Raw genomic sequence first — 23865 nt, forward strand, 5'->3', positions numbered from 1 at the left:
AGGGATTTCCGATGTCCGACAAGACCTATCTCGACCTGCCCCTGCTCGACGACTCGCACCGTGTGCTCGAACGCGACCTGGACGCATGGTGCGCGGCCAAGCTGAAGGTGGACCACAGCGATACCGACGCCGCCTGCCGCGCACTGGTGCGCCAGCTCGGTGAAGCCGGCTGGCTGCGCTACTGCGTGCCGGCAGAGCATGGCGGCGCCTTGCCGAAGCTCGATTCGCGTTCGCTGTGCCTGCTGCGGGAAACGCTGGCCCGCCATGATGGCCTGGCCGATTTTGCCTTTGCCATGCAGGGCCTCGGTTCCGGCGCGATTTCGCTCGCCGGCAGCCCCGGCATCCGCGAGCGCTACCTGCCGCGCGTGGCGCGCGGCGAGGCCATCGCGGCCTTTGCCTTGTCCGAGCCGGAAGCCGGTTCCGACGTGGCGGCCATGCAGTGCAGCGCGCGGCTCGACGCCGACGGCAGCCACTACGTGATCGATGGCGCCAAGACCTGGATCTCCAACGGCGGCATTGCCGATTTCTACTGCGTGTTCGTGCGCACCGGCGAAGCGCCGGGCGCGCGCGGCATCTCCGCCTTCGTGGTCGATGCCGACACGCCGGGCCTGAGCATTGCCGAACGGATCGACGTGATGGCGCCGCACCCGCTCGCCACGCTGCGCTTCGACAACTGCCGCGTGCCGGTGGCCAATCGCCTGGGCGAGCCCGGGCAGGGCTTCAAGGTGGCGATGATGACGCTGGACATCTTCCGTGCCTCCGTTGCGGCGGCGGCGCTCGGCTTTGGCCGCGCCGCGCTCGATGAAGCGCTGTCGCGTGCCCGCGCGCGGCCGATGTTCGGCGGCGTGCTGGCCGACCTGCAGCTCACGCAGGCAGCCATCGGCGATATGGCAACCGCGATCGACGCGGCGGCGCTGCTGACCTATCGCGCGGCCTGGCTGCGCGATGTGAAGGGCGTGCGCACCACGCGCGAGGCGGCCATGGCCAAGATGGTCGCCACCGAAAACGCGCAGCAGGTGATCGACCGCGCGCTGCAGATGTTTGGCGGGCTTGGTGTCAAGATCGGCACGCGCGTGGAAGGGCTCTACCGCGAGATCCGCTCGCTGCGCATCTACGAAGGCGCCACCGAGGTGCAGAAGCTGATCATCGCGCGCGAAACGCTCGCGGCGGCGGGCTGAGCCCTGAGCCGACAGGGCACCCCATCAAGTCAGCGACACAGCAGACAGGAGACAAGTCATGGCGACCACCGCCCATCTCGATACCTTCGCCCGCGACCGGCTGCCCCCGCCGCAGGCGTGGCCAGAATTCCGTTTCAACGCGGATACCGACTACCCCGAGCGCCTGAACTGCGCCGTGGAACTGGTTGACCGGCACGTGCGCGAAGGCCGCGGCGAGCGCGTGGCCGTGCGTCACCGGCGCGATGGCGGCATGGAGGCCATCACCTATGCGCAGCTTGCGGCGCTGAGCAACCGCATCGCCCATGTGCTGACCGAGGACATGGGGCTGGTGCCAGGCAACCGCGTGCTGCTGCGCGGGCCCAACAACCTGATGATGGCGGCGAGCTGGCTGGCGACCATCAAGGCGGGGCTGATCGCCGTGCCGACCATGCCGCTGTTGCGTGCGAAGGAACTCAAGCAGATTCTCGACAAGGCCCAGGTCACCGCGGCGCTGTGCGATGTGCGGCTGCGCGAGGATCTCGAGGCCAACCGGCAGCAGGGCGGCGAATTCCATAGTCCGACGCTGGCCCAGGCGCTGTATTTCAACGGCGAGGGGGAGGGTTCGCTGGAAGCCGCGATGGCCGGCAAGCCCGAGGCATTCGATGCCTGCGACACGGCGGCCGACGACGTATGCCTGATCGCCTTCACGAGCGGCACGACCGGCCAGCCCAAGGGCACCGTCCACTTCCACCGCGATGTGCTGGCGATGTGCGACCTGTTCCCGCGCCATGTGCTGCGCCCGGAGCCGGACGATATCTTCTGCGGCACGCCGCCGATCGCCTTCACGTTCGGCCTGGGCGGCATCCTGTGCTTTCCCTGGCGCATCGGCGCCAGCACCGTGCTGGCCGAGAAGCTCACGCCGGATGGACTGCTGGAGCTGATTGCGGATTTCCGCGCGACCATCGTGTGCACCGCGCCCACCTTCTACCGCCAGATGGCCGCGCAGGCTTCGCGCTACGACCTGCGCAGCCTGAAGAAGAGCGTGTCGGCCGGCGAGGCGCTGCCCGATGCCACGCGCCAGGCGTGGAAGGCGGCCACGGGCATCGAGATGACCGACGGCATCGGCGGCACGGAGATGATGCATATCTTCATCTCGAGCGCCGGCGCCGAGGTGAAGCCGGGCGCCATCGGCAAGGTCGTGCCGGGCTACGTCGCGCAGATCGTCGACGAAGACATGCAGCCGGTGCCGCCGGGGACAGTGGGCAAGCTCGCGGTGCGTGGCCCCACGGGCTGCCGCTACCTGGACGATCCGCGCCAGGCCAACTACGTGAAGGCCGGCTGGAACCTGCCCGGGGACACCTTCTACATGGACGAGGAAGGCTACTACTTCTACCAGGCCCGCTCCGATGACATGATCATCTCCGCCGGCTACAACATCGCCGGCCCGGAAGTCGAAAGCACGCTGATGCAGCACAAGGACGTGGCCGAATGCGGCGTGGTCGGTGCGCCGGACGCGGAGCGCGGCCAGGTGGTGACGGCCTACGTCGTGCTGCGCGAAGGCGTGGAGGCCAGCGATGCCACGCGTGCCGCGCTGCAGGACTACGTGAAGCGCCAGATCGCGCCATACAAGTACCCGCGGCGCATCGTCTTCGTGCCGGCGCTGCCGCGCACGGAAACCGGCAAGCTGCAGCGCTTCCGGCTGCGCCAGCTGGCGGAGCAGGGCAATGGCGGCGCGGCCGGAGCCGTGCAGCCATGAGCGCCGTGTTCCGCAACACCGTGCTGGTGCGGTTCGGGCATTGCGATGCCGCCGGCATCGTGTTCTATCCGCGCTACTTCGAGATGCTCAACGACTTCATCGAAGACTGGTTTGCCCAGGCGCTGGACTGGCCTTTCAACGCCATGCACGGCGCCGGGCATGCCGGCGTGCCCACCGCCGACCTGCACTGCCGCTTTGTCGCGCCCAGCCGCATGGGCGAATCGCTCACGCGTGAACTGCGCGTGCAGAAGCTGGGGCAATCGAGCTTCACGGTGCAGGTGCGCTTCGTTGGCCCGGACGGCGGCTTGCGGCTGGAAGTGACGCAGCGGCTGGTCTGCGTCGATACGGGCAAGATCGCGCCAAGACCGCTGCCGGACCCTGTGCGGCAGGCGATGACGCAGTACCTGGATGCCAGCCTTGCCGCACCCGGCGGCCGGGGCATCTGAAGCATCCAGGCCATTCGAGTAACCGAGACATCAGGACGCAATCATGAAGATTCTGCAGCCGCCCGACTGGGCCGCACCGCGCGGCTATTCCAACGGCATCATGACGGAGATGCAGGCCGGCAGCCGGCTCATCTTTGTCGGAGGCCAGATCGGCTGGAACGGCCAGTGCGAATTCGAGACCGACGACTTCGGCCTGCAGGTGGCCCAGACCCTGCGCAATATCGTCGCCGTGCTGGCGGCGGGCGGCGCGAAGCCGGAGCACATCACGCGCATGACGTGGTATGTGAAGGACAAGGCGGAATACGTGGCGGCGTACCCGGTCATCGGCCAGCATTACCGGGACACCATCGGCCGGCATTTCCCGGCGATGACGGCGGTGGAAGTGGCGGACTTGGTGGAGCCGCGCGCCAAGGTGGAAATCGAGGTGACAGCGGTGGTGCCGCCGGCTGCATAAAGGGCTGCATACAGGCGAGGTGACAGGGTGAAAGCGGCCGGGCGGGGCGGCTCGGGCATTGCCGGAGCCGCACGCAAGTCCTTGAAAACTTGAGAAATTGCCGGGTGCGAGGTATAATCCGAAAGTTTCGCTTTCAGAACCCTTCACCCTAGCGCCTACCGCTTTCCACCTTCCGCCGCCCCCGTCCGCGCAGCTTTGCCAGCATTGAAACATGTGATGCAAAGTGCACGCTGCGACCGAGTCGCGCCGCAATGGCAGCCTGCCACTGCAGCCGTACCGGATCTCTCCCTGGGGCACGAGGCGTTGATCAGGTCGGTCACGGGGTGAGTCCAGCAGGAGCCTACCCGTGTTACCGTCTTTTCCGTCCGCCATTCTCGCGCTTGCAGACGGCACGGTCTTTCGTGGCTATTCCATTGGCGCATCCGGCCATACCATCGGCGAAGTGGTGTTCAACACCGCCATCACCGGTTACCAGGAAATCCTCACCGACCCGAGCTATTCCCGGCAGATCGTCACGCTGACGTATCCGCACATCGGGAATTACGGCGTCAACCGTGAGGATATTGAAGCCACGAAAGTCCATGCCGCCGGCCTGATCATCAAGGATCTGCCGATCCTGGCATCGAATTTCCGCAAGGAGCACACGCTCGGCCATTACCTGAAGCAGGAAAAGGTGGTCGCGATCGCGGGCATCGATACCCGCAAGCTGACCCGAATCCTGCGCGAGAAGGGCGCCCAGAACGGCTGCATCCTGGCCGGCGAGGACAATGTGCAGAAGGCCATCGACCTGGCCCGCTCGTTCCCCGGCCTGGCCGGCATGGACCTGGCCAAGGTGGTGTCGGTCAAGGAACCGTACGAGTGGACCCAGTCGGAATGGGCGCTGGGCGAGGGCTACGGCAAGCAGGACCAGCCGCAGTTCCACGTGGTCGCCTATGACTACGGCGTGAAGTTCAACATCCTGCGCATGCTGGCCGAGCGCGGCTGCAAGGTGACGGTGCTGCCGGCCCAGGCCAGCGCGGCCGACGCCCTGGCGCTGAATCCGGACGGCGTGTTCCTGTCCAACGGCCCCGGCGACCCGGAGCCGTGCGACTACGCCATTGCCGCCACGCGCGAATTCATCGCCCGCGGCATCCCGACCTTCGGCATTTGCCTGGGCCACCAGATCATGGCCCTGGCCATCGGTGCCAAGACGCTGAAGATGAAGGCCGGCCACCACGGCGCCAACCATCCGGTCAAGGACATGGATGACGGCCGTGTGATGATCACGTCGCAGAACCACGGTTTCGCGGTGGATGCGGAAACCCTGCCGGCCAATGCGCGCGTGACGCACGTGTCGCTGTTCGACGGCACGCTGCAGGGCTTCGCGCTGACCGACAAGCCGGCCTTCTGCTTCCAGGGGCACCCGGAAGCGTCGCCGGGCCCGAACGACGTGGCTTACCTGTTCGACCGCTTCACGAAGATGATGGCGGACGCGCGCAAGTAAGCGCGAAGCAAGCGCGAAGCCATTCAGTAACAGGGACGAGCAGGGAACAAGGACACGCCATGAACGCCTTCATGCATACCGCTTTCGGCATCACCGACTTCTGGACCTATGTGCTGGGCACGATCTTCATCGTGCTGCTGCCGGGGCCGAACTCGATGTACGTGCTGTCGGTGGCGGCGCAGCGCGGCGTGCGCGTGGGCTACAAGGGCGCCTGCGGCGTGTTCCTCGGCGACGCGGTGCTGATGGTGCTGTCGGCGGCGGGCGTGGCCTCGCTGCTCAAGGCCAGCCCGGCGCTGTTCTATGTGGTGAAGTACATCGGCGCGGCCTACCTGGGCTGGATCGGGTTCAACATGCTGCGCGGGGCCATCCGCAACTGGTCGTCGCGCGGTGAGGCAGGCGCTGCCAAGGCGCCGGCAGCCGGCGCGCCGGACCAGTCCAACCCGTTCCGCAAGGCGCTGCTGATCAGCCTGCTGAACCCGAAGGCCATCCTGTTCTTTATCTCGTTCTTCATCCAGTTCGTCGACCCGGCTTTCGCCTATCCGGCGCTGTCGTTCGGCGTGCTGGGGCTGATCTGCCAGATCTGCAGCTTCGCCTACCTGACCACGATCATCTTCGTGGGCGCGAAGCTGGCCGATGCCTTCCGCCGTCGACGCCGCCTGTCGGCCGGCATGGCGAGCGGCGTGGGGGCCATGTTCATCGGCTTCGGCGCGAAGCTGGCAACGGCCACCGTGGGCTGAAGTTCAAGAAGCCCGAACTGCTGACATTTTTGAATCCGGACGGATTCCTGATTACCGGTGCGGTCCGCCTGCGAAGCGGACCGGCCCATAAAGAGAGCGTGCAATGCCAAAACGCACAGACATCAAGAGCATCCTGATCATCGGCGCCGGCCCCATCATCATCGGCCAGGCGTGCGAGTTCGACTATTCCGGCGCGCAGGCCTGCAAGGCGCTGCGCGAAGAAGGCTTCAAGGTCATCCTCGTCAATTCGAACCCGGCGACCATCATGACCGACCCGGCCACGGCCGACGTGACCTACATCGAGCCGATCACGTGGGAAGTGGTCGAGCGCATCATCGAGAAAGAGCGTCCGGACGCGATCCTGCCGACCATGGGCGGCCAGACCGCGCTGAACTGCGCCCTGGATCTGCATCGCCACGGCGTGCTGGACAAGTACAAGGTGGAACTGATCGGCGCGTCGCCGGAAGCCATCGACAAGGCCGAAGACCGCCAGAAGTTCAAGGACGCGATGACCAAGATCGGCCTGGGCTCGGCCAAGTCCGGCATCGCGCATTCCATGGACGAAGCCATGGGTGTGCAGGCGCATATCGCCCGTGAAACCGGCACCAGCGGCTACCCGATCGTGATCCGCCCCTCGTTCACGCTGGGCGGCTCCGGCGGCGGCATTGCCTACAACCGCGAAGAATTCGAGGAGATCTGCAAGCGCGGCCTGGACCTGTCGCCGACGCGCGAGCTGCTGATCGAAGAGTCGCTGCTGGGCTGGAAGGAATACGAGATGGAAGTGGTCCGCGACAAGGCGGACAACTGCATCATCATCTGCTCGATCGAGAACCTGGACCCGATGGGCATCCACACCGGTGACTCGATCACCGTGGCCCCGGCCCAGACGCTGACCGACAAGGAATACCAGATCCTGCGCAACGCCTCGCTGGCCGTGCTGCGCGAGATCGGCGTCGACACCGGCGGCTCGAACGTGCAGTTCTCGATCAATCCGAAGGATGGCCGGATGATCGTGATCGAGATGAACCCGCGCGTGTCGCGTTCGTCGGCGCTGGCCTCGAAGGCCACCGGCTTCCCGATCGCCAAGGTCGCGGCCAAGCTGGCCGTCGGCTACACGCTGGACGAGCTGAAGAACGAGATCACCGGCGGCGCGACCCCGGCTTCGTTCGAGCCGTCGATCGACTACGTGGTCACCAAGGTGCCGCGTTTCGCGTTCGAGAAGTTCCCGCAGGCCGACAGCCACCTGACCACCCAGATGAAGTCGGTGGGCGAGGTGATGGCCATGGGCCGTACCTTCCAGGAATCCTTCCAGAAGGCCCTGCGCGGCCTGGAAGTCGGTGTGGACGGCCTGGACGAGAAGTCCACCGACCGCGACGAGATCGTCGAGGAAATCGGCGAGGCAGGCCCGGACCGCATCTGGTACGTGGGCGACGCATTCCGCCTGGGCATGTCGCTGGAAGAGGTGTACGCCGAGACCGCCATCGACCCGTGGTTCCTGGCCCAGATCGAGGACATCGTCAAGACCGAAGGCCAGATCAAGGCGCGCACGCTGGAAAGCCTGTCGACGGCCGAGCTGCGCCACGTGAAGCAGAAGGGCTTCTCGGACCGACGCCTGGCCAGGCTGCTGAAGACCGATGCCAAGGCCGTGCGCGAGGCGCGCATCGCCAAGAACGTGCGTCCGGTCTACAAGCGCGTGGACACCTGCGCGGCCGAGTTCGGCACCAACACCGCCTACATGTACTCGACCTACGAGGCCGAGCATGGCGAGTGCGAGGCCAGCCCGACCGACAAGAAGAAGATCATGGTGCTGGGCGGCGGCCCGAACCGGATCGGCCAGGGCATCGAGTTCGACTACTGCTGCGTGCACGCCGCGCTGGCACTGCGCGAAGACGGGTACGAGACCATCATGGTCAACTGCAACCCGGAAACCGTGTCGACCGACTATGACACCTCGGACCGCCTGTACTTCGAGCCGGTGACGCTGGAAGACGTGCTGGAGATCGTCGCGATCGAGAAGCCGGTCGGCGTGATCGTGCAGTATGGCGGCCAGACCCCGTTGAAGCTCGCGCTCGACCTGGAGCGCAATGGCGTGCCCATCATCGGCACCAGCCCGGACATGATCGACGCCGCGGAAGACCGCGAGCGTTTCCAGAAGCTGCTGCAGGAACTCGGCCTGCGCCAGCCGCCGAACCGCACCGCGCGTGCCGAGGACGAAGCGCTGCGTCTGGCCGAGGAAATCGGCTACCCGCTGGTGGTGCGCCCGTCGTACGTGCTGGGCGGCCGCGCGATGGAAATCGTGCACGAGCCGCGCGACCTCGAGCGCTATATGCGCGAGGCCGTCAAGGTGTCGAACGATTCCCCGGTGCTGCTGGACCGCTTCCTGAACGATGCGATCGAATGCGACGTCGACGCGCTGTCGGATGGCAAGCGCGTGTTCATCGGCGGCGTGATGGAGCACATCGAGCAGGCTGGCGTGCACTCGGGCGACTCGGCGTGCTCGCTGCCGCCGTACTCGTTGTCAGCTGAAACCGTGGCGGAACTGAAGCGCCAGACCGCCGCCATGGCCAGGGCCCTGAACGTGGTCGGCCTGATGAACGTGCAGTTCGCGATCCAGCAGAACAACGGTGTCGACACCGTCTACGTGCTGGAAGTGAACCCGCGTGCCTCGCGTACCGTGCCGTACGTGTCGAAGGCGACCGGCATGCAACTCGCCAAGATCGCCGCGCGCTGCATGGCCGGCCAGTCGCTGGACTCGCAGGGGGTGGTCGACGAGGTGGTGCCGCCGTACTACAGCGTCAAGGAAGCCGTGTTCCCGTTCAACAAGTTCCCGGGCGTCGATCCGGTCCTCGGACCTGAAATGCGTTCCACCGGCGAGGTGATGGGCGTGGGCAAGTCGTTCGGCGAGGCGCTCTTCAAGAGCCAGCTGGCCGCGGGTTCGCGCCTGCCGGAAAAGGGCACCGTGCTGATTACCGTGAAGGACAGCGACAAGGTACGCGCCGTCGCGGTGGCCCGCATGCTGCACGACATGGGCTACCCGATCGTTGCCACGCGTGGCACGGCCTCGGCCATCGAAGCCGCGGGCATCCCGGTCAAGGTGGTCAACAAGGTCAAGGACGGCCGTCCGCACATCGTCGACATGATCAAGAACGGCGAACTGGCGCTGGTGTTCACTACGGTGGACGAGACCCGCGGCGCGATTGCCGATTCGCGTTCGATCCGTATCTCGGCGCTGGCCAACCGCGTGCCTTACTACACCACCATCGCCGGCGCGAGCGCCGCGGTGGAGGGCCTGAAGCATATGCAGAGCCTGGAGGTCTACGACCTGCAAGGCCTGCATGCGTCGCTGGCGTAACTTGAACGCCTGACGGGGCGGTTGCGCTCCGTCAAGGACCTCGAGCCTGCCGGTGTTGCTGCCGGCGGGCATCTTGGCCTAAACTACGTCGAATTCGTTGATCGGCGCCCGGTTTCCCCGGGCGCCTTTCCCATCCGAAAGCCGCGGTTGAGCGGAAGTGCCCCAGGCCAGATACATAGGCCGGGCACGGTTCCAGCTCCGCTGCGGCTCATTTTTTTGTTGATCGAAAACATGAGCACCATTCCGATTACCAAGCGTGGCGCCGAACTGCTCAAGGAAGAGCTGCAGCGCCTCAAGGCTGTCGAGCGTCCGGCGGTGATCAATGCCATCTCCGAAGCGCGTGCGCAGGGCGATCTCTCTGAAAACGCGGAGTACGACGCCGCCAAGGAAAAGCAAGCCTTCATCGAGGGCCGCATCCTGGAGGTCGAGTCCAAGCTGTCCGCAGCGCAGGTCATTGACCCGACCCAACTCGATACGGACGGCCGCATTGTGTTCGGCGCCACGGTGGACCTGGAAGACCTGGAGTCCGGTAGCCCGGTGAGTTATCAGATTGTCGGCGATGACGAGGCTGACCTGGATAGCGGCAAGATTTCCGTCAGTTCGCCGATCGCGCGTGCGCTGATCGGCAAGTTCGAGGGCGACGTTGCAACCGTCCTGGCTCCGGGCGGCGAACGCGAGTACGAAGTCATCACCGTCCGCTACATCTGAGGTCGGTTCCCCGACCGACTGGACCAAGCGGATCGTGTTCTCTTCCTCCTACTCAAGCCTGCCGCCGCTGCCCCATCGCATTTTCCTGCTCCTGACGGTCGTCTGGGCCGGCAGCCTTTGGACGGTGGGCTACATGGTGGCCCCGACGCTGTTTTCCGTGCTGCCCAGCCGCGAGACGGCGGGCATGATCGCCGGCCACCTGTTCCATACCGAGGCCATCCTGGGCGTGACCATCGGCGTACTGCAGCTGGTGCTGTGCAATGTGCTGATCCGGCGCGGAGCCAACCGCTATCGGGTCCTGCGCTGGCTGGTGCTGGCCATGCTGTGTTGCGTGCTGGTGGGCTATTTCGGCACACAGCCTTTCATGGGCAGCCTCAAGGAGAAGGCGACGGCGCTCGGTGTCGGTGTGTCGGAGTCGCCGTTCCGGGCTCAGTTCGGCATGTTGCACGGCGTGTCCAGCGCCTTCTACCTGGTGCAGAGCCTGTTGGCGCTGGCACTGGTGTGGCGCGCTTCGGCGCCGCGCTCGGCCGGCGAATAGCCAGCCGGCGAATCGATCCGGCGACCCGGAGAGGGCGGCCCGCGCCGGGCCGCCGTTGTTCAGGCCAGGGCCTTCTTCTTCGGGCTGGCGGGCCGGGCGCGCGAGCGCTTGACGTTGCCGCCGGCCGTGACGCGTTCATTGCCCAGCACCGTGACTTCCTTGCGGGTCGGGCGGCGATTGGGCGCACCGCTGGGCTTCTTCACCGTCACGGTGCGAGGCGCGACGCCAGTGCGGCGTGCCGGCGCGTGGCGGCCGAGGTCCTGCGGCTGGTTTTCCTTGAGGCGAGCCTCGCCCGGACGCCAGACGACCAGCAGCTTGCCGATATGCTGGATCGGAGCGGCGCTCAGTTCATCGCAAATGGCTTCGTAGATGGCGACGCGGGCCTCGCGGTCGTCACCGAACACGCGAATCTTGATCAGATCGTGGGCCGCCAGGCTGCGGTCGATTTCGCCCAGCACCGCGCGCGTGAGTCCTTCCGCGCCAATCATAACGACCGGATTGAGGCCGTGGGCACGAGAGCGGAGTTCGGAGCGCTGGGCTGGAATAAGTTGAAGTGCGGACATAAATAGGCGCTGACGGCGCAGGAATAAGTGCTGCCAACGGCCCGAACGGGCAATGGCGGCCCGAATTGGCCACCGCTGGCATGCGATTGGCGCGTATTATCCGCCAAATCAGTGCAGGTTGGCGGCAAAAAACGGCAAAACAGGCAAGAAATTGCGGCGCGCTCGATTCGCGGCGCCGGCAGACAGGAAACAGGCGTAATCAGAATGGCCAAAGGCAAGACGAAGAACAAGTTCAACCAGTCGTGGCTGCACGACCACATCAACGACCCATACGTGAAGATGGCGCAGCGCGACGGGTATCGTGCGCGCGCGGCCTACAAGCTCAAGGAAATCGACGAGCAGGACAAGCTGATCCAGCCCGGCCAGGTCATTGTCGACCTGGGCGCCGCGCCTGGCAGCTGGAGCCAGTACGCGCGCAACAAGCTGGCGGCCTCGCCGCGGGCGGTTGGTGGCAAGCCTGATGGGGCGGTGGTGGCTATCGATATCCTGCCCATGGAGGCCGTTGCCGACGTCACGTTTATCCAGGGTGATTTTCGTGAGGAAGAAGTATTTCGCCAGCTAGAGGAGGTGGTGATGGCGGCTTCCGGCGGCGGAAAAATCGACCTTGTATTGTCTGACATGGCCCCCAACTTGTCAGGTGTGGCGTTTGCCGACGCTGCGCGTATCGAGTATCTGTGTGATCTGGCCTTGGATTTTGCGCAGGCCCATCTCAAGGCGGACGGCGCATTGCTGGTAAAGTGTTTCCACGGCAGTGGTTACAGCCAGATCGTCGAGAAGTTCAAACGGCAGTTCAAGGTGGTCGCCTCACGCAAGCCCAAGGCGTCGCGCGACAAATCCTCTGAAACATTTATCCTTGGGCGTTACCTCAAAGTCATGAATTGACGGATCCGGCGGAAGCCGGGGCCGTCTGGTCCCGGGGGCTATCGGCTCCATAGTTTTCGCTGTTACCCCTTCGGGGCGGGTGCTGCATTACAATGCAGCTATCCGTTGGCAAGGCAATCGCAAAGGAGTTCGGCCTTGAATAACAACCTGTTTCAAAAGGCGGCAATCTGGCTCGTAATCGCGCTGGTGTTGTTTACCGTCTTCAAGCAGTTCGACAAGCCCCGTGCACAGGACGGCGTCACCTACTCGCAGTTCATGGATGACGCCAAGAATGGCAAGGTGTCGCGTGTCGACGTGCAGGGCCGCAACCTCGTGGTGTCGCCGAAAGAAGGCGCCAAGTACACCATCATCTCGCCGGGCGACATCTGGATGGTCGGCGACCTGATGAAGTACGGCGTCCAGGTGACCGGCAAGGCTGACGACGAACCCAACGTGCTGGTCCAGGCGCTGTACTACCTCGGGCCGACCCTCCTGATCATCGTGTTCTGGTTCTACATGATGCGGCAGATGCAGGGCGGCGGGAAAGGCGGAGCCTTCTCGTTCGGCAAGTCGCGCGCGCGCCTGATCGATGAAAACCAGAACGCCGTCACGTTCCAGGATGTGGCGGGCTGCGACGAGTCCAAGGAAGAAGTGGTCGAACTGGTCGACTTCCTGAAGGACCCGCAAAAGTTCCAGAAGCTGGGCGGCCGCATCCCGCGCGGCGTGCTGCTGGTCGGCCCTCCGGGTACCGGCAAGACGCTGCTGGCGCGTGCCATTGCCGGCGAGGCCAAGGTACCGTTCTTCAGCATCTCGGGTTCCGACTTCGTTGAAATGTTTGTCGGCGTGGGTGCTGCCCGCGTGCGCGACATGTTCGAGAACGCCAAGAAGCAGGCACCGTGCATCGTGTTCATCGATGAAATCGACGCGGTCGGCCGCCATCGTGGCGCCGGCATGGGCGGCGGCAACGACGAGCGCGAGCAGACCCTGAACCAGATGCTGGTCGAGATGGACGGTTTCGAGGCCAACTCGGGCGTGATCGTGATCGCCGCGACCAACCGTGCCGACGTCCTCGACAAGGCGCTGCTGCGTCCGGGCCGTTTCGACCGCCAGGTCTACGTGGGCCTGCCGGACATCCGCGGCCGCGAGCAGATCCTGAAGGTCCATATGCGCAAGGTGCCCATCGGCAACGATGTGGATGCTTCGATCATCGCGCGTGGTACCCCGGGCTTCTCCGGGGCCGACCTGGCGAACCTGGTCAACGAAGCTGCACTGTTTGCCGCCCGCCGCAGCAAGCGCGTGGTCGACATGCAGGACTTCGAGGATGCCAAGGACAAGATCTACATGGGTCCGGAGCGCAAGTCGACGGTCATGCGCGAAGAAGAGCGCAAGGCCACGGCTTACCACGAGTCCGGCCATGCGGTGGTAGCCAAGCTGCTGCCGAAGGCCGACCCGGTGCACAAGGTCACCATCATGCCGCGCGGCTGGGCATTGGGCGTGACCTGGCAGCTGCCGGAGCATGACAAGTATTCGAAGTACAAGGACAACATGCTGGAAGAGGTCGCGATTCTCTTCGGCGGCCGGGCGGCGGAAGAGGTGTTCCTCAACGCCATGAGCACTGGCGCGTCCAATGACTTCGAACGCGCGACCAAGATTGCTCGCGACATGGTGACCCGCTTCGGCATGAGCGACGAGCTTGGCGCCATGGTCTATGTCGACACCGAGCAGGATGGCATGTTCGGCAAGCTGTCGTCGAAGACCGTGTCGGAAGCCACGCAGCAGAAGGTCGACGCCGAGATCCGCCGCATCATCGACGACCAGTACGCGCTGGCCAAGCGCCTGCTCGAAGAGAATCGCGACAAGGTCGAAGCCATGACCGCCGCGCTGATGGAGTGGGAAACGATCGACGCGGACCAGGTCAACGACATCATGGCTGGCAAGCCGCCGCGTCCTCCGCGCGGTGTGTCGGGCTCGAACGGCGGCGGCAATGCCCCGTCTGGTGGCTCGCCGGTGGCGCCTTCGAACGCGCCCGCCACGGCCTGACGGCACGGATCGCCGTCCGCGGGACCGTGATCGCCTGGTAGTTCGGACAAGCCGGTGCGCGAGCACCGGCTTTCTTGTTTCTGCGCGGCACAGGCGCAGAACCACTTCTTTCCCATTGCGCTTTCCTACCTTGCAGCAGACCTCGCCATCCCGGTATTTCCAGTGCGGCCGCTATCGCTTCGCGCTGGATCGTCGCCCGCTCGTCATGGGCATTCTCAACGTTACGCCCGATTCGTTCTCGGACGGCGGCAAGCACGCCACGCGGGACGCGGCGCTGCGGCATGCCGAGCAGCTTATCGCGGAAGGCGTGGACATCCTCGATATCGGCGGCGAGTCGAGCCGCCCGGGTTCCGCGGCCTTGCCGCTGGACGAAGAGCTGGCCCGCGTGATTCCGATCGTCGAAGCATTGCGCGACTGTGGCAAGCCGCTGTCGATCGACACCTACAAGCCCGAGGTGATGCGCGCATCGCTGTCGGCCGGTGCCGACCTGATCAACGATATCTGGGGCTTCCGCATGCCCGGTGCGATCGAGGCGGTCGCCAGTGGGCAGGCCGGCCTGTGCGTGATGCATATGCAGCGGGACCCGCAGACCATGCAGGAGGACCCGCAGTACGCCGACGTGGTGGCCGAGGTGGGCGACTTCCTCGAAGAACGCGTGGCTGTATTGCACAAGGCCGGTGTCGACCCGGCGCGCATCACCCTGGACCCGGGATTTGGCTTCGGCAAGACTCCGGATCATAATCTGCGCCTGCTGGGGCAATTGCCTGCGCTGGCGAAGGCTGGCCTGCCGCTGCTGGTGGGCCTGTCGCGCAAGTCGACGCTAGGAGCGATCCTCGGTGGCCGGCCGCCGATGCAGCGTGTGGCGGCGAGCCTTGCCGCGGCGGTATGTGCGGCGGAGCGCGGAGCCTTTATCGTGCGCGTGCATGATGTGCAGGATACGGTGGATGCCCTCAAGACGTGGTGGGCCGTCCGGAATGAGGCTGTGACAACCGTCGAGCCCTAGCAGTTATCGCAGCAATAGTTGCCAGACAGAGCAAGCAAGAAAGGACGAAAGGGAATGACGCGCAAGTATTTCGGGACAGATGGCGTACGCGGCAAGGTTGGTGAACTGCCGATCACGCCGGATTTCGTCATGCGGCTGGGACATGCCGCTGGCAAGGTGCTCGCCCATGGCGCCCGCACGGGGCAGGGTCGGCCGACCGTGCTGATTGGCAAGGACACGCGGATCTCGGGTTATATGCTGGAGGCGGCGCTTGAGGCCGGTTTTACCTCGGCTGGCGTGCACGTGTTGCTGACGGGGCCGCTGCCGACCCCCGGCATCGCTTACCTGACGCGCGCGCTGCGGCTGTCGGCGGGCGTGGTGATCTCGGCCAGCCACAATCCGTACTATGACAATGGCATCAAGTTCTTCTCGGCCGACGGCGACAAGCTTCCCGACGAGGTCGAGTCGCAGATCGAGGCCGCCATTGAAGAGCCGATGGTCTGCGCGCCGTCCGATGACCTGGGCCGGGCCCGGCGCATCAACGACGCCCCCGGACGCTACATCGAATTCTGCAAGAGCACGTTCCCGACCAGCCAGGACCTGCATGGTCTCAAGCTGGTCGTGGACTGCGCGCACGGTGCTGCCTACCACATCGCTCCGCATGTCTTCCATGAGCTCGGCGCCGATGTCGTAGCGATCGGCAACCAGCCGGACGGCCGCAACATCAATGACGGATACGGTGCCACTGCACCCGGAAAGCTGGTGGAGGCAGTGCGCGAGCACGGTGCCGACCTGGGGCTGGCATTCGACGGGGACGCGGACCGGCTGCAGGTTGTGGACAGTGAAGGCCGTCTCTACAACGGCGACGAACTGCTGTACCTGATCGTGCGCGACCGCATGGCCGGAGGGCAGGCAGTCGAAGGCGCCGTCGGTACGCTCATGACCAATATGGCCGTGGAGCTTGCGCTCAAGCGTATCGGCGTGGAGTTCGTGCGAGCGAAGGTCGGTGACCGCTATGTGCTCGAAGAGTTGAACAAGCGTCACTGGACACTTGGCGGCGAGGGTTCCGGGCACCTGCTTTGCCTGGACCGCCACAGTACCGGCGATGGCATCGTCTCCGCGCTCCAGGTGCTGGCGGCGCTGCGCCGCAGCGGCAAGACGCTCGCTGGCCTGCTCGAGGGCGTCAGCCTGTTCCCGCAAAAGCTCATCAACGTCCGCGTCGAGAAGGGATTCGACTGGCAGTCCCATGCCGGCCTGAAGGCGGCGCGAGCGTTGGTGGAACCCGAACTGGCAGGGCGCGGTCGCGTGCTGATCCGTGCATCCGGCACCGAGCCCGTGGTTCGCGTGATGGTCGAGGCCGAGCAGGCGGAGACCGCCGAGCGCGCCGCGCAGACGCTGGCAGAGGCCTTGCGTGCCTGAGCCGCGCTAGACGAATTCAGCGATATCACTGCGCCGGGCATGCCCCGGCGCTTTTTTTTGCCTGATAACGCAATTAACCGACGGCATTTCCCCACCTCGGTTGGGGCTGGTCAGGCGAGCGCGACCCGCGCCAGCATTGGCTTGCACGAAGATTTGAAGATGTCATGGAATTGTCATATGCGGAGCATAGAGTTCGTCTTGTCAAAAATTTGTCATTCCCAACCAATGTTCTCTGGAGGACATATGAAGCTGGTCAAGACTGCCGTGGCAGGCATCGTTTCGATGGTCGTAGCGGGTACTGCGTTCGCGGCGGAAATTACCGGTGCAGGCGCTTCCTTCCCGGCGCCCGTGTATTCCAAGTGGGCCGACGCATACCAGAAAGCAACGGGTAACAAGGTCAACTATCAATCGATCGGTTCGTCGGGCGGCATCAAGCAGATTGGTGCCAAGACGGTCGATTTCGGCGCCTCCGACGCTCCGCTGAAGGACGAGGACCTGACCAAGCAGGGTCTGGTCCAGTTCCCGACGGTGATCGGCGGCGTGGTGCCGGTGATCAACCTGCAAGGCGTGAAGCCGGGCGAGCTGACCATCACCGGCGAGGTGCTGGCCAATATCTACCTGGGCAAGATCAAGAAGTGGGACGATCCGGCCATCAAGGCGCTGAACCCGCACGCCAAGCTGCCGAGCCAGGACATCCTGCCGGTGCGCCGCGCTGACGGCTCGGGCACCACCTTCATCTTCACCAACTACCTGTCGAAGGTCAGCCCCGACTGGCAGAAGTCGGTGGGCGAGGGCACCACGGTCAACTGGCCGGGCGGCGGCACCGGCGGCAAGGGCAACGAAGGCGTGGCCGCGTTCGTGCAGCGTCTGAACGGCGCGATCGGCTATGTCGAGTACGCCTACGCCAAGCAGAACAAGATGACCCACCTGAACATGAAGAATTCGTCGGGTGCCGTGGTCCAGCCGGGTGACGATGCCTTCAAGGCCGCCGCTGCCGGCGCGGACTGGAGCAAGAGCTACTACCAGATCCTGACCAACCAGCCGGGCAAGACCGCATGGCCGATCGCGGGTGCCACCTTCATCCTGGTCCACAAGAACCAGGAAAAGTCGGCGCAGGGCGCTGAAGTGCTGAAGTTCTTCGACTGGGCCTACAAGAGCGGCGGCAATATGGCCGCCGACCTGGACTACGTGCCGCTGCCGGAAGCGGTCGTGAACCAGATCCGCACCACCTGGAAGACCAGCGTCAAGGACGCTTCGGGCAAGGCCCTGTACTAAGCCACTGTCTGCCTGCATGGCAGCCGGCCGCGGCGTGTGCCGCGGCCGGCTGAGTGGCCCGGCGGCTTGCCGCCGGCGCCTGCCAAAATCATCGACCGTATTCTCTGCACCATGGCGACTTCGTCCGATCTCCCAGCCGTACGGCCGCCCAGCCGCATTGGCGACATCCTGTTCGGCGGCCTGACACGCGGGGCCGCCATCGTGACGCTGCTCCTGCTGGGCGGCATCATCGTGTCGCTGGCGATCAGCGCCTGGCCTTCGATCCAGACATTCGGCGCCCGCTTCTTCTGGACGGCGGAATGGGATCCTCCCGCAGACGTCTATGGCGCGCTCGTGCCCATCTACGGCACGCTCGTGACTTCGCTGATCGCACTCATCATTGCCGTGCCGGTCAGCTTTGGCATCGCGCTGTTCCTGACCGAGCTTTCGCCGGCCTGGCTGCGCCGCCCGCTCGGCACCGCAATCGAATTGCTGGCCGCCGTGCCGTCGATCGTCTACGGCATGTGGGGCCTGCTGGTGTTCGCTCCGCTCTTTGGCGAGTACTTCCAGAAGCCGCTCGCGGCCACTGTCGGCCAGCTGCCGGTGATCGGCAAGCTGTTCCAGGGCGCCCCGCTGGGCATCGGCCTGCTGTGCGCCGGTGTCATCCTCGCGATCATGATCATTCCGTACATCGCTTCGGTGATGCGCGACGTATTTGAAGTCACCCCGGTGCTGCTCAAGGAATCCGCCTACGGCGTGGGCTGCACCACCTGGGAAGTGATGTGGAACGTGGTCCTGCCCTATACCCGCGCCGGCGTGATCGGCGGCGTCATGCTCGGCCTTGGCCGCGCACTGGGCGAAACCATGGCCGTCACCTTCGTGATCGGCAATACCAACCTGCTCGACAACGCATCGCTGTTCTCGCCGGGCAACAGCATCACGTCCGCACTGGCCAACGAGTTCGCCGAAGCGGGTGCCGGCCTGCACACGGCCGCGCTGATGGAACTGGGCCTGATCCTGTTCTTCATTACGTTCGTGGTGCTGGCGCTGTCCAAGCTGCTGCTGCTGCGACTGGCAAAGAATGAGGGGGCAAAATGAACCAGGCCAGCCACGCTGTGTCTTCCGCATCGATCCCGGCCGTACGGCCCGACGCCGATGCCGTGCGCACGCGCCTGCAAGCGCGCCGTCGCCGCACCAACCTGTTCGCATTGACGGCCTCGCTGGGCGCAATGGGCTTCGGCCTGTTCTGGCTGGCTTGGATCCTGTTCACCACCGTCACGCTGGGCGTGGGCGGCCTGTCGCTGGACCTGTTCACGCAGATGACGCCAGCGCCGAATACCGCGGGCGGTGGCCTGGCCAACGCGATCTATGGCAGCTTCGTGATGGTCGGGTTCGCCACGCTGCTCGGCACGCCGCTGGGGATTCTGGCAGGCATCTATCTGGCCGAGTACGGCAAGTCGTCGCCGCTGGCCAGTCTGATCCGCTTCATCAACGACATCCTGCTGTCGGCGCCGTCGATCGTGATTGGCCTGTTCGTCTACGCGCTGGTGGTGACCCGCATGGGCCATTTCTCCGGTTGGGCAGGCGTGTGCGCGCTGGCGCTGCTGCAGATTCCGATCGTGGTGCGCACGACCGAGAACATGCTGAACCTGGTGCCGAATGCACTGCGTGAAGCCGCCTTCGCGCTCGGTACGCCGAAGTGGAAGATGGTGCTGTCGATCACGGTCAAGTCCTCCTATGCCGGCATCGTTACCGGCGTGCTGCTGGCCGTGGCGCGTATCGCCGGCGAAACCGCGCCGCTGCTGTTCACCGCGCTCTCCAACCAGTTCTGGACCAGCGACCTGAACAAGCCGATGGCGAACCTGCCCGTCACCATCTTCCGCTTTGCCATGAGCCCGTTCACGGAATGGCAGCAGCTGGCCTGGGCAGGCGTGTTCCTGATCACGATCGGCGTGCTCGCGCTCAATATCCTGGCGCGCATCCTGTTCAAGAAATAATGACCGGCGTGCGATGCAAGCATCGGACCGGAACCTGAATACCAAGCGAGAACCAGCATGACTTCGACTGTCATCGATATTCCCGACTCCGTGCGCGCCAAGATCGACGTGCGCAACCTGAACTTCTTCTACGGCCAGTTCCATGCCCTGAAGGACATCAACATGTCGATCCCGGACCGCAAGGTGACGGCCTTCATCGGCCCGTCGGGCTGCGGCAAGTCCACGCTGCTGCGCACCTTCAACAAGATGTACGGCCTCTACCCCGAGCAGCGTGCCGAGGGCGAGATCAACATGGACGGCGAGAACCTGCTGACCAGCCGCCAGGACATCGCGCTGCTGCGCGCCAAGGTGGGCATGGTGTTCCAGAAGCCGACGCCGTTCCCGATGTCGATCTACGACAACATCGCCTTTGGCGTGCGCCTGTTCGAGAAGCTGTCGCGCTCGGAAATGGACGACCGCGTGGAGTGGGCACTGTCCAAGGCCGCGCTGTGGAACGAGGCCAAGGACAAGCTGCACCAGTCGGGCTATGGCCTGTCGGGCGGCCAGCAGCAGCGCCTGTGCATTGCACGCGGCATTGCCATCCGTCCCGAAGTCCTGCTGCTTGACGAGCCGTGCTCGGCGCTGGACCCGATCTCCACGGGCCGCATCGAGGAACTGATCGCCGAGCTGAAAGACGAATATACGGTGGTGATCGTGACCCACAATATGCAGCAGGCTGCGCGTTGCTCGGACTACACCGCCTACATGTACCTGGGCGAGCTGATCGAATTCGGCGAGACCGAGAAGATCTTCATCAAGCCGCACCGCAAGGAAACGGAAGACTACATTACCGGCCGGTTCGGCTGATGCCGGCCGCTGCGCCACGCCACCTCCCCGGAAACCCATAGCGGTCTGGAGATACCCATGACTGACAAGCACCTGTCAACGCAATTCGACGCCGACCTCAATGCCATCAACACCAAGCTGCTGCAGATGGGTGGTCTGGTCGAGTCGCAGATCCAGTTCGCCATGCGGGCACTGGCCGACTTCGATGCCTCGCTGGCCGACCAGGTCATCGAGCGCGAACAGCAGCTCAATGCGCTGGAAGTCGAGATCGACGCCGACTGCGGCAACATCATTGCGCGCCGCCAGCCTACCGCGCGCGACCTGCGCCTGGTGATGGCGATCTCCAAGACCATCACGAACCTGGAGCGCGCGGGGGACGAGGCCGAGAAGATCGCCAAGCGCACCAAGCACATCTTGGAAGACGCGGCGGCGCATAATATCAACTACGCCGAAGTGAAGCTGTCGGGCGAGATGGCCATCTCGCTGCTGCGCCAGGCGCTGGACGCCTTTGCCCGCCTGGATACGGTGGCGGCCGCGAGTATCGTCAAGGACGACAAGGCCATCGACGAGGAATTCCGCGGTTTTGTGCGCAAGCTGATTACCTACATGATGGAAGACCCGCGTACGATCTCGGTCGCGCTCGACTTCCTGTTCGTGGCCAAGGCGGTGGAGCGCATCGGCGACCATGCCAAGAACATTGCCGAGTTCATCATCTATATCGTCAAGGGGACCGATGTCCGCCACGCTTCGCGCGAGGACATGGAGCGCGAAGCCCTGAGCTGAGCGCCACCTCCGGAGAAACACACACATGCCAAGCAGTATTCTCGTTGTCGAAGACGAACCGGCCATCGCTGAACTGATCGCCGTCAACCTGCAGCACGCGGGGCACTATCCGATCCGGGCCTATAACGCCGAGCAGGCGCTGTCGCTGATGAGCGACGTGCTGCCTGACCTGGTGTTGCTGGACTGGATGCTCCCGGGCAAGTCAGGCGCAACCTTCGCCAAAGAACTGCGTGCCAACGACCGCACCAAGCAGATTCCCATCATCATGCTCACGGCCCGCAGCGAGGAGCAGGACAAGGTGATGGGCCTCGAAGCCGGTGCGGACGACTACGTCACCAAGCCGTTCTCGCCCAAGGAACTCCTGGCCCGCATCAAGGCCGTGCTGCGCCGCCGTGCGCCGCAGCTCACCGATGACGTGGTGGCCATCAACGGCCTGCGCCTGGACCCGGCCACGCACCGCGTGACGGGCGAAGACAACGCCGGCCCGATCAAGCTCGACCTCGGCCCCACCGAGTTCCGCTTGCTGCACTTCTTGATGACCCATCCCGAACGCGTGCACAGCCGCTCGCAACTGCTGGACCAGGTCTGGGGCGACCATGTCTTCGTCGAAGAGCGTACAGTCGACGTGCATATCAAGCGTCTGCGCGCGGCCCTGACGCCTGGCGGCTATAGCAATATGATCGAGACGGTGCGGGGCAGCGGCTATCGGCTGGCCCGTACCCCGGGCAACTGAATGCGGATCTGACCAGCGCTGCGCGGCCAGTCGTCACGAATTCGTGGCAAACTCTGCCGCAAGTCGGCGGCTCTGCTGCCATCTGCCCGCACTCCGGGCTCCTGAGTTTCTCTTGCGCGCATGAATGTCATCTGGGCCCGCTCCGCGGCCATCCTGATCAGCCTGGTGGTGGTTGCCGTCGGGGCCTACTTCGTGGCGGGCGCGGTACTCGCGCTGGCCGTGATGAGTGTTTCACTGGTGTGCCTGGTGGCATTCCATCTCTACCAGATCAACCGGCTGTGGAAGGTCCTGGATGCGCCGGCATATGGCGAGATTCCCAGTGCGCTCGGTCTCTGGGGCGAGGTCTACTATCGCCTGCACAGGCTGGTCAAGCGCTGGCGCCTGCAGGTCCTGCAGGTCGAGCGGCAGCACACGCGCTTCATCCAGGCCATCCAGGCCTCGCCGAACGGCGTGCTGATGCTCGATGATGCCGACCAGATCGAGTGGTGCAATGACGTGGCCGAACAGCATTTCGGCCTGAACGCGCGCCGCGATGTGCGCCAGCGCATCACCCACCTGATCCGCCGTCCCGATTTCGTCCACTACCTGACACGCCAGCGCTTCGACGAGCCTCTGTTGATGTGCGACATGGGCGAGCACAAGCACGGCGTGATCTCGGTGCAGGTGCTGCCCTATGGCGACAACCGCAAGCTGGTCATCACGCAGGACATCACCAAGCTGGAGAATACCGAGGCCATGCGGCGCGACTTCGTCGCCAACGTATCGCACGAACTGAAGACGCCGCTGACTGTCCTGACCGGCTTTCTTGAGACCGTGCGTGACCTGCCGGTGTCCGAGGAAGACCGGCGGCGCTATGTCGACATGATGCTGGTGCAGTCCATGCGGATGCAAAGCATCGTGGAGGACCTGCTGGCCCTGGCCAAGCTCGAAAGCGATGCACAGGCGCCCGGGCAGGAACTCGTGCCGGTCCGGGAGCTGGTGAACCATCTGGTGCACGACGCGGAAGCGCTATCGCAGGAGCGCCACCAGATCGTGGCCGAGATCGACCCCACCGTGGGGCTGCGCGGCACCGAGATGGAGTTGATGTCGGCGCTGGGCAACCTGGTCTCGAATGCCGTGCGCTATACGCCGGCTGGCGGGCGTATCACGATCCGGCTGGGCTGGGATGACGGGCATGCCGTGTTCTCGGTGGCCGATACCGGACTTGGCATTGCGCCCGAACATATTCCCCGCCTGACCGAGCGCTTCTACCGGGTCGACCGCAGCCGCTCGCGCGATACCGGAGGCACGGGCCTGGGCCTGGCTATCGTAAAGCACGTGGTCTCACGCCACCATGCCGAACTGCGCGTGAGCAGCGAAGTGGGGCGGGGCAGTGTGTTCCGCGTCATCTTCCCGTTGGAACGCAGCGTGCGCGAGCAAGCCGGCGCGGCGGATCCCTCGCGTCGCGCAGCCTGAAGGAGGCCGCCGGCATATCGCTGCACAAGTCCAACGAAAGAAAATGGCCCGCTAATGCGGTAATGCCGTTCAGTTAAGGTCCTTTCTCAGGAACCGAACGGTGTAACGAGAAGGTCGAGACTTAACGACCCGTGCGCATGTGCGTGCGGGTCGTTTTTCGTTTGGGAGCGCCTTCAGTCGCTCGCGCAAGCGATGTAGCAGCGCAGGCAGTTTGCCGTGTGACCGCGTCGCGGCAGCCCACATCAGTTCGTACTGAATGGTATGGAAGGCCCGTACGAAGCTGATGTCGGTCGGTGCGATTTTCGCTTCGAGCGCCGCTTTG

General features: G+C 64.7%; 21 protein-coding genes and 1 pseudogene. 20 read left to right on the forward strand and 2 right to left on the reverse strand.

Going from position 1 to position 23865, the window contains the following annotated elements; genetic code table 11:
* Positions 1–11: 11 nt before the first annotated feature.
* From KHO22_RS20955 to KHO22_RS20995, 9 genes are all read left to right on the forward strand, one after another.
* Positions 12–1178, forward strand: coding sequence for an acyl-CoA dehydrogenase family protein (locus KHO22_RS20955; RefSeq protein WP_211949089.1), 1167 nt, complete (start codon positions 12–14; stop codon positions 1176–1178).
* Between the two features lie 58 nt (positions 1179–1236).
* Positions 1237–2913 carry an AMP-binding protein gene (locus KHO22_RS20960; protein ID WP_211949090.1) on the forward strand — a complete coding sequence of 559 codons (1677 nt, stop codon included), beginning with the start codon at positions 1237–1239 and terminating at the stop codon, positions 2911–2913.
* Complete coding sequence (locus KHO22_RS20965) at positions 2910–3359, forward strand: acyl-CoA thioesterase (RefSeq protein ID WP_211949091.1); 450 nt, start codon at positions 2910–2912, stop codon at positions 3357–3359. Before KHO22_RS20960 ends, KHO22_RS20965 begins: the two co-directional genes overlap by 4 nt.
* A gap of 43 nt (positions 3360–3402) precedes the next feature.
* Complete coding sequence (locus KHO22_RS20970; protein WP_211949092.1) at positions 3403–3813, forward strand: RidA family protein; 411 nt, start codon at positions 3403–3405, stop codon at positions 3811–3813.
* Positions 3814–4159: 346 nt separating this feature from the next.
* Positions 4160–5296: a glutamine-hydrolyzing carbamoyl-phosphate synthase small subunit gene (gene carA, locus KHO22_RS20975; protein WP_211949093.1), complete on the forward strand. Its 1137-nt coding sequence runs from the start codon at positions 4160–4162 to the stop codon at positions 5294–5296.
* Positions 5297–5355: 59 nt separating this feature from the next.
* Entirely contained in the window at positions 5356–6033 is a 678-nt protein-coding gene (leuE, locus tag KHO22_RS20980; protein WP_211949094.1) for a leucine efflux protein LeuE, read from the forward strand.
* Between the two features lie 103 nt (positions 6034–6136).
* On the forward strand, positions 6137–9385 hold the full coding sequence (gene carB / locus KHO22_RS20985) for a carbamoyl-phosphate synthase large subunit (protein WP_211949095.1): 3249 nt from the start codon (positions 6137–6139) through the stop codon (positions 9383–9385).
* 231 nt (positions 9386–9616) lie between these two features.
* Complete coding sequence (greA, locus tag KHO22_RS20990; protein ID WP_211949096.1) at positions 9617–10093, forward strand: transcription elongation factor GreA; 477 nt, start codon at positions 9617–9619, stop codon at positions 10091–10093.
* A gap of 34 nt (positions 10094–10127) precedes the next feature.
* On the forward strand, positions 10128–10631 hold the full coding sequence (locus KHO22_RS20995) for a DUF4149 domain-containing protein (protein WP_211949097.1): 504 nt from the start codon (positions 10128–10130) through the stop codon (positions 10629–10631).
* A 59-nt stretch (positions 10632–10690) separates the two neighbouring features.
* On the opposite strand, the gene KHO22_RS21000 is transcribed toward KHO22_RS20995, so the two are convergent.
* Positions 10691–11194 carry a YhbY family RNA-binding protein gene (locus tag KHO22_RS21000; RefSeq protein ID WP_211949098.1) on the reverse strand — a complete coding sequence of 168 codons (504 nt, stop codon included), beginning with the start codon at positions 11192–11194 and terminating at the stop codon, positions 10691–10693.
* Positions 11195–11398: 204 nt separating this feature from the next.
* Between KHO22_RS21000 and KHO22_RS21005 the strand changes: the two genes are divergently transcribed.
* The 11 genes from KHO22_RS21005 to phoR all read left to right on the forward strand — a co-directional run bounded on the left by KHO22_RS21005 (position 11399) and on the right by phoR (position 23543).
* Positions 11399–12076, forward strand: a complete 678-nt coding sequence (locus tag KHO22_RS21005) for an RlmE family RNA methyltransferase (protein WP_211949113.1) — start codon at positions 11399–11401, stop codon at positions 12074–12076.
* A 135-nt stretch (positions 12077–12211) separates the two neighbouring features.
* Positions 12212–14095, forward strand: a complete 1884-nt coding sequence (ftsH, locus tag KHO22_RS21010; protein WP_211949099.1) for an ATP-dependent zinc metalloprotease FtsH — start codon at positions 12212–12214, stop codon at positions 14093–14095.
* Positions 14096–14300: 205 nt separating this feature from the next.
* Positions 14301–15098, forward strand: coding sequence for a dihydropteroate synthase (gene folP / locus KHO22_RS21015; RefSeq protein ID WP_211949114.1), 798 nt, complete (start codon positions 14301–14303; stop codon positions 15096–15098).
* A gap of 54 nt (positions 15099–15152) precedes the next feature.
* On the forward strand, positions 15153–16496 hold the full coding sequence (glmM, locus tag KHO22_RS21020; RefSeq protein WP_211949100.1) for a phosphoglucosamine mutase: 1344 nt from the start codon (positions 15153–15155) through the stop codon (positions 16494–16496).
* A gap of 243 nt (positions 16497–16739) precedes the next feature.
* Positions 16740–17771, forward strand: a complete 1032-nt coding sequence (gene pstS / locus KHO22_RS21025; RefSeq protein WP_211949101.1) for a phosphate ABC transporter substrate-binding protein PstS — start codon at positions 16740–16742, stop codon at positions 17769–17771.
* Between the two features lie 111 nt (positions 17772–17882).
* Positions 17883–18848 (forward strand): phosphate ABC transporter permease PstC, encoded by a 966-nt coding sequence (gene pstC / locus KHO22_RS21030; RefSeq protein WP_211949102.1) that lies wholly within the window; start codon positions 17883–17885, stop codon positions 18846–18848.
* The gene (gene pstA / locus KHO22_RS21035; protein ID WP_211949103.1) at positions 18845–19747 is read left to right on the forward strand and encodes a phosphate ABC transporter permease PstA; all 903 of its coding nucleotides are present in this window, start codon (positions 18845–18847) and stop codon (positions 19745–19747) included. Before pstC ends, pstA begins: the two co-directional genes overlap by 4 nt.
* A 57-nt stretch (positions 19748–19804) precedes the next feature.
* Positions 19805–20593 carry a phosphate ABC transporter ATP-binding protein PstB gene (gene pstB, locus KHO22_RS21040; protein WP_211949104.1) on the forward strand — a complete coding sequence of 263 codons (789 nt, stop codon included), beginning with the start codon at positions 19805–19807 and terminating at the stop codon, positions 20591–20593.
* 57 nt (positions 20594–20650) lie between these two features.
* Positions 20651–21355: a phosphate signaling complex protein PhoU gene (phoU, locus tag KHO22_RS21045; RefSeq protein ID WP_211949105.1), complete on the forward strand. Its 705-nt coding sequence runs from the start codon at positions 20651–20653 to the stop codon at positions 21353–21355.
* Between the two features lie 25 nt (positions 21356–21380).
* On the forward strand, positions 21381–22088 hold the full coding sequence (gene phoB / locus KHO22_RS21050) for a phosphate regulon transcriptional regulator PhoB (RefSeq protein ID WP_011298320.1): 708 nt from the start codon (positions 21381–21383) through the stop codon (positions 22086–22088).
* Positions 22089–22208: 120 nt separating this feature from the next.
* The gene (gene phoR, locus KHO22_RS21055) at positions 22209–23543 is read left to right on the forward strand and encodes a phosphate regulon sensor histidine kinase PhoR (RefSeq protein WP_211949106.1); all 1335 of its coding nucleotides are present in this window, start codon (positions 22209–22211) and stop codon (positions 23541–23543) included.
* Between the two features lie 69 nt (positions 23544–23612).
* Here the strand turns inward: phoR and KHO22_RS21060 are convergent.
* Positions 23613–23865, reverse strand: a pseudogene (locus tag KHO22_RS21060) (IS4 family transposase); the annotation flags it as partial.

The organism is Cupriavidus yeoncheonensis (assembly GCF_905397275.1).
Lineage (GTDB): Bacteria > Pseudomonadota > Gammaproteobacteria > Burkholderiales > Burkholderiaceae > Cupriavidus > Cupriavidus yeoncheonensis.